This window comes from Elstera litoralis, assembly GCF_000963705.1.
In the GTDB taxonomy this organism is placed as follows: Bacteria; Pseudomonadota; Alphaproteobacteria; order Elsterales; family Elsteraceae; genus Elstera; species Elstera litoralis.
Map to the genome: position 1 here is coordinate 1 of NZ_LAJY01000016.1, position 4260 is coordinate 4260.

At 60.2% G+C, this 4260-nt stretch carries 6 protein-coding genes and 1 tRNA gene; all 7 read right to left on the minus strand.

All coding sequences use genetic code 11. The annotated features are described in order from the left end of the window. A partial coding sequence (locus tag VZ95_RS01105; RefSeq protein WP_045774241.1) for a ClpX C4-type zinc finger protein occupies nucleotides 1-183 on the minus strand: 183 nt, incomplete at its 3' end. 181 nt (nucleotides 184-364) lie between these two features. Further along, nucleotides 365-1000: an ATP-dependent Clp endopeptidase proteolytic subunit ClpP gene (gene clpP, locus VZ95_RS01110; protein WP_269747037.1), complete on the minus strand. Its 636-nt coding sequence runs from the start codon at nucleotides 998-1000 to the stop codon at nucleotides 365-367. 70 nt (nucleotides 1001-1070) lie between these two features. After that, complete coding sequence (gene tig / locus VZ95_RS01115; protein WP_045774242.1) at nucleotides 1071-2393, minus strand: trigger factor; 1323 nt, start codon at nucleotides 2391-2393, stop codon at nucleotides 1071-1073. A 211-nt stretch (nucleotides 2394-2604) separates the two neighbouring features. After that, nucleotides 2605-2689: transfer RNA gene (locus tag VZ95_RS01120), tRNA-Leu, on the minus strand. 86 nt (nucleotides 2690-2775) lie between these two features. Continuing rightward, complete coding sequence (locus VZ95_RS01125; protein WP_045774243.1) at nucleotides 2776-3033, minus strand: hypothetical protein; 258 nt, start codon at nucleotides 3031-3033, stop codon at nucleotides 2776-2778. Nucleotides 3034-3145: 112 nt separating this feature from the next. Continuing rightward, entirely contained in the window at nucleotides 3146-3574 is a 429-nt protein-coding gene (locus VZ95_RS21305) for an NAD(P)H-hydrate dehydratase (RefSeq protein WP_052711372.1), read from the minus strand. Continuing rightward, nucleotides 3531-4260, minus strand: a 730-nt coding sequence (locus VZ95_RS21310; protein WP_332307963.1) for an NAD(P)H-hydrate dehydratase, incomplete at its 5' end; no start/stop codon positions are given. The genes VZ95_RS21305 and VZ95_RS21310, both read right to left, overlap by 44 nt.

The following is a 4260-nucleotide window of genomic DNA, read 5'->3' on the forward strand; positions in this document are numbered from 1 at the left end:
GTCCCGGCTTTTAACCAAGGTGGTTTTATGCTCTTCACGGATGATATCCATGCAGAGTTCGACGCATTCATCGCAGATGAACACTGTCGGTCCAGCGATCAGCTTGCGCACCTCATGCTGGCTCTTCCCGCAGAAGGAGCAATAAAGCGTATTCTTGCTGTCGCCGCTGCTTGCCCTGGTCATGCTAAACTCGCTTTCGCCCCCTCACCGCTCCTGCCGATCGACCGATTCTGCCCGAGTGCGCCCCGGTCTTTCGCTGTCGAGAGGAGGATTTGCCATTGACAAAGCCATATTCCTCTTATCGTCACTTCATTCAATAGGAAGCGACGGCGGGGCGCAATCACCTTCTCGCAGGGGCCTATCGTCAAGACGCCTGCCCATCGCCCGTTTTCGGGCGGGCGGCAACGACTTGATCGATCAACCCGAAGGTTTTCGCTTCTTCCGCATCCATGAAATTATCGCGTTCCATCGCCGCTTCGATGATCTCAAGCGACTGGCCGGTATGCTTTACGTAGATATCGTTCAGGCGCGCGCGGAGCTTCAGAATCTCGCGGGCTTGAATTTCGATATCGGTCGCCTGCCCCTGTGCCCCGCCCGACGGCTGATGGACCATGATGCGCGCATTGGGGAGCGCGTAACGCTTGCCCTTCTCGCCGGCGGCCAGCAACAGCGACCCCATGCTCGCGGCTTGGCCGAGGCACATAGTGGTCACTTGCGGGCGGATGTACTGCATCGTGTCGTAGATCGACAGGCCCGCCGAAACATAGCCTCCCGGCGAGTTGATGTAGAAGCTGATTTCCTTGCTGGGATTTTCGGCTTCCAAAAACAGCAACTGCGCACAAATCAAGCTGGCGACATGGTCATTGACCGGGCCAACCAGGAAAATGATGCGCTCTTTCAGCAGGCGGGAATAGATATCGAACGCGCGCTCGCCGCGAGCCGTTTGCTCGATCACCATCGGCACCAGCGTGTTCATCGTGAATTCGGTCGCGTCCCGCATAATCCCTCTCAATCCTAACGAAGCGCCCCTCCAGAAACGAAAGGGCGGCCTTAGCCGCCCTTTCCCTGCCTTACTCGGCGTCAGCCTTCAGCAGTTCTTCGGGGGTGACGGTTTTATCCGTTACCTTGGCCGTGGTTAGAATATGGTCTACCACCTTGTCTTCGAAAATAGGGCCACGGATCTGCGTTATGGCGTCCTGATTATTCGTGAAGAACTCAAGGACCTGACGCTCCTGCCCCGGATACTGGCGGGCCACGTTGAAAATCGCCGCGCGCAGTTCCTGATCTTCGATCTGGATATTGTGCAAACGACCGATTTCCGCCAGCAGCAGCCCCAGGCGCACGCGGCGATTGGCAATGCGCTTATATTCGTCGCGCACTTCATCGTCCGACTTGCCTTCCAGCAGCGGATCATTTTCACCGGCGGCCTTGGCTTGTTCGAACTGGTTCCAGATCGCGTTGAACTCGGCCTCTTCCAGCGTCGGCGGCACGTCGAAGCTGTGCGTCGTGTCCAGCTTATCGAGCAGCACGCGCTTGGCCTTCAGGCGACCGGCGGCGGCATATTCGCGTTCGATCTGGCCGCGAATGGCAGTCTTCAGCGCATCCAGGCTTTCAAGACCGAACGCCTTGGCGAAATCGTCGGTCAGTTCAACCTGTTCCGGTTCGCGCAATTCCTTTACGGTCACGTCGAAGGTAACCGCCTTGCCCTTCAGGTTTTCGGCTTGATAGTCGGCCGGGAAGGTCACGTTCAGAACCTTCTCCTCGCCCAGCTTCGCGCCGATCAACTGATCTTCGAAGCCCGGAATGAACATGCCGGAGCCGAGCGTGAGATGGAAATCGGTCCCCGCGCCGCCCTGGAACGGCTCGCCTGCGTCTTTACCGACAAAATCGATCACGACGGTGTCGCCAGCCTGGGCCGGACGATCTTCTTCGACCTTCTTGGTGGCGCGTGATTCGCTGCGGAGCTTTTCCAAGCCCTTGTCCACGTCTTCATCGGCGACCGGCGCCGTCGGGCGCTCGATTTCCAGCGTGGCGAAATCGGCAACGGTGATTTCCGGCAGGATTTCAACGTCCATCGTGAATTGAACGCCCGATTCCAGCTCGAAGCTTTCCACATTCACCTTCGGCTGGAAGGCAGGGCGCAGGCCTCGCTCTTCAATCGCCTTCGACGAGGTCTGCTGAACGGTGGTTTCGAGAACTTCGCCCATCACCGAGCCGAGGTAGCGTTGACGCACAAGGTTCATCGGAACCTTGCCCGGACGGAAGCCCGGAACGCTGACTTTCTTTGCCAGCTCGGCCAGCTTCGCATTCACCTGGGTTTCCAGATAATCGGCCGGGACGGCAATTTTATATTGGCGCTTCAGGCCTTCGGCGAGGGTTTCAGTTACCTGCATGAACTATGTTCCACTTATTCCTATCGGCTAATCTCGACAGGTGCATCGTTGAGCGAGCGGCCCCGCAAGCCCGAGGGGGTCCGCCCCGACGCACGCCGTATCGACATCGCGGGTTCAGGGCTGACCCAGCTAAACGGTTTCCCGCAGCCCGTCAAGGGAGGCGCGCGCAACACCGAAGCATTGCCGCCAAAAATTTGATGAAGATATAAGGTGGTGCGGGCGAAGGGACTTGAACCCCCACTCCTTGCGGAACTGGAACCTAAATCCAGCGCGTCTACCAATTCCACCACGCCCGCACAGCGGCGCGGAAGATGCCTTTAAGTGCTGGTGCTGTCAATGGGGTGCGAAAGCCGAGAGCCCCTGTTTCGTCGACAGCCTGGATTTAAGCCTTGCGCGCAAAGGTCTCACGGAAGGCGCTGAGCGCCAACACGCGGTTTTCGCTGTGCCGGGCCGCCGGACCACAGCCCGAGCGGGGCTCCACTGTGAAGCGATAATGAACGTGAGGAATGCCGCGCGCGTCGGTATCGACATAAATGACTTCAGCCTGCCCCGCGACCGACACCAGCTCCCGCTGGCGGAAAATCGCCCCTGGCGCGATTTCGTTAGGAGATGCGCCGCCGAATAAGCCCCGTCCAATCATAGCCGCTCTCCCGTCCCATACCGTCCGCCCGAATGCGGTTTCATCTTTCGCTAGGACTACGTTACGATGGTTTTCTGAATTTGTCGCTTTAAAAAAAAGCTCTAACCTATGTTTATAACGTGTTTTTTCCATAAAAATTGAGAAGAATATCAGGCAGTGACGCGACTAAGTCCTCGGCGATCATCCCGGCTCCTGGAAAGACGGTGGCGGCGCGGGCGTGGAGCCAAACGCTTGCCTCGGCGGCTGCCCCTGCCGGGAAACCCTGCGCCAAGAGGCCGAGGATGAGCCCCGCCAACACATCGCCCGACCCCGCCGTTGCCAGCGCCGCCGGGGCATCGGCCTGAACCGTTACGATCCCATCTGGGCGCGCGATGAGCGTATCGGGGCCTTTCAAGACCAAAGTTGCCCCCAACCAGCGCGCGGCGGCCTGGGCTTTGGCCAGCCGCCCGGGGTGTTCAGCGATTGGCGTTCCGGCAAACAGCCGGGCGAACTCGCCCTCATGGGGGGTGAGAACGCACGGCCCGCCGAGCGCGCGGCGCAAAAAGCTCGGCCTCGCCACTAAAGCTGGTGAGCGCGTCGGCATCCAACACCAACGGCCTGCCGGTCGCAGCAGCAGCGAGAACGGCAGCGCGGGTGGCCGGGCCAACGCCATTGCCGGGGCCGATCAAGAAGCCCGTCGCGCGCCGTTCGCTGCAAACTTCCGCCCAGGGTTTCGTCGAGATAAGCGTTCCCGGCCAATCGCTTATTGGGCGTTCTGCCACCAGCGAAACCAATCCAGTCCCCGCCCGTCGTGCTGCTCGGCTGGACAAGATCGCCGCGCCGCTCATGCCGCCCGTCGCAGGATGCCCGGCGTGGATCATCGCCCAACCGCGCGTGAACTTATGGTCGGTAAGGCCCGGTTTTCGAAAGAAACCCGACCAAAGCTCCGGATGATTAAGGCGGCAGGCGGGCTGGTCGGCGGGCAGAATGGCGGCAGGAATACCGATATCCGCGAGATGAAGCTCACCGCACAAAGCTTTGCCAGGCATAATAAAATGTCCCGGCTTGAAACGATGAAACGTCACGGTTAGCGCCGCCTGGGGTACCCAGTCGGCAACGATCCCCGTGCTGCCGTCCAGCCCGGACGGAACATCGACGGCCACCAGCGGGAGCGCGGCGTGCCGCGCCAACCAGCGCGCACTGGCGGCGGTAGTGGACGGTTGAGCCCGCCCCGAACAGCGCGTCGAC

Bases quoted from the DNA above. Each gene is read 5' to 3' on its own strand.
- VZ95_RS01125 (WP_045774243.1), bottom strand. From the start codon at position 3,033: ATGATTGGACGGGGCTTATTCGGCGGCGCATCTCCTAACGAAATCGCG.
- clpP (WP_269747037.1), bottom strand. From the start codon at position 1,000: ATGCGGGACGCGACCGAATTCACGATGAACACGCTGGTGCCGATGGTG.
- tig (WP_045774242.1), bottom strand. From the start codon at position 2,393: ATGCAGGTAACTGAAACCCTCGCCGAAGGCCTGAAGCGCCAATATAAA.